This is a genomic window from Nitrososphaera sp. (genome assembly GCF_050748925.1).
Classification (GTDB): domain Archaea; phylum Thermoproteota; class Nitrososphaeria; order Nitrososphaerales; family Nitrososphaeraceae; genus Nitrososphaera.
Window position 1 is genome coordinate 1 of the sequence record NZ_JBOGQF010000254.1, and the last position, 1,123, is coordinate 1,123.

Genomic DNA, 1,123 nt, shown 5'->3' on the forward strand with positions numbered 1-1,123 from the left:
GCAGGTTGTCGTCGCGGTTCCAATAGGCGATTGCAAGGCGATAAAGCGCGCTGGAGGCTTCCGGACTGTCAGGATACCGGCTGACGATTTCACTAAGAAGAGGGATCGCCTCGTCTCTCTTCCTTTGTGCTCGGTACACATTGGCCAGACCTATGAGAAAGCGCGGGCGCTGCTTGTCCTCGTCCGCCTGGTCGAGGAGCTTTCGGTAAGTTTTTTCAGCTTCGTCGTATTCCTGCTCGCGTAGCAGCAAGTCTGCCTCGGCGGCCAGGGCGTCGCGAGTGCCTAACGCAAACCATTCAGGCTGCTGTTGTCTTATTCTCCTTATCTCTCTTCGCGCCTGCGCCGCCCATCTTGAAAGTGGGGAAGTCTGCCTGAGCTCCTGGTAGGCGGCATGGGCTCTCTTTAAGTCGCCCTGCTGCTCGTGCGCCTGCCCGAGAAGATAGGATGCCTGTTCGGCGATCTCTCTTTTGACTGGCGCAGCCTGCAGCGCACGCAGCTCTTCTATGGACTTTACGTGGTTTTTCTCTTCCAAGGAGATCTTTGCCAGCTGGAGCTCGGCCTGGGAAGACCAGATGCTCTGGGGAAATTTTTGCTTGAGTTGCGAAAGGTAGCTTCGCCCGTTAGCCCAGTCCCCGCGGGAAACTTGGATCAAGGCAAGAAAGTGGAGACTGTAATCTTCCAGGGGAAAACCACGATCCAAGGTTTGAGCGAATAATGACTCGGCCTGAGAGAAGCTCCCCTGGGAAAAGAGGGCATGGCCCTGGGAAAAGAGCACGCGCGGCTCGCCGCCCTGGGAGTAGAGCTGGGAAGGCAGCAAGAGGCAGGTGACAAGGACAAGAAGGATCTGAAACTTTGCCATAGTAGAAAAAGTTTAACGGAGGAGGAGGAAGGATTCAACCATCATGCAGGCCCTTGAAAAAGCCCATCTACCGCCCGCCGGCCCGAGAGTCTCTCTCAGGTCCGATGCGATACGCCTGTGCTACGCTCGACGGCGATACGCTTGATACTTCTCGCTCGACGCATCGGCCCTTCGAGATACCCCCAGGCCGGCGGTTACAATGGTTGCGCTCGGACCTTTCTGACCGGCCTGAGGAGACAGTTTTTTCACCGCTCTGTCGCAGGA

The 1,123-nt window shown here is 56.8% G+C and carries 1 protein-coding gene; it reads right to left on the reverse strand.

Annotated elements, in window-relative coordinates; genetic code table 11:
- The coding region (locus tag ACREAY_RS12065) for a tetratricopeptide repeat protein (protein WP_431756011.1) at window positions 1-859 on the reverse strand (859 nt) is incomplete at its 3' end.
- Window positions 860-1,123 lie beyond the last annotated feature (264 nt).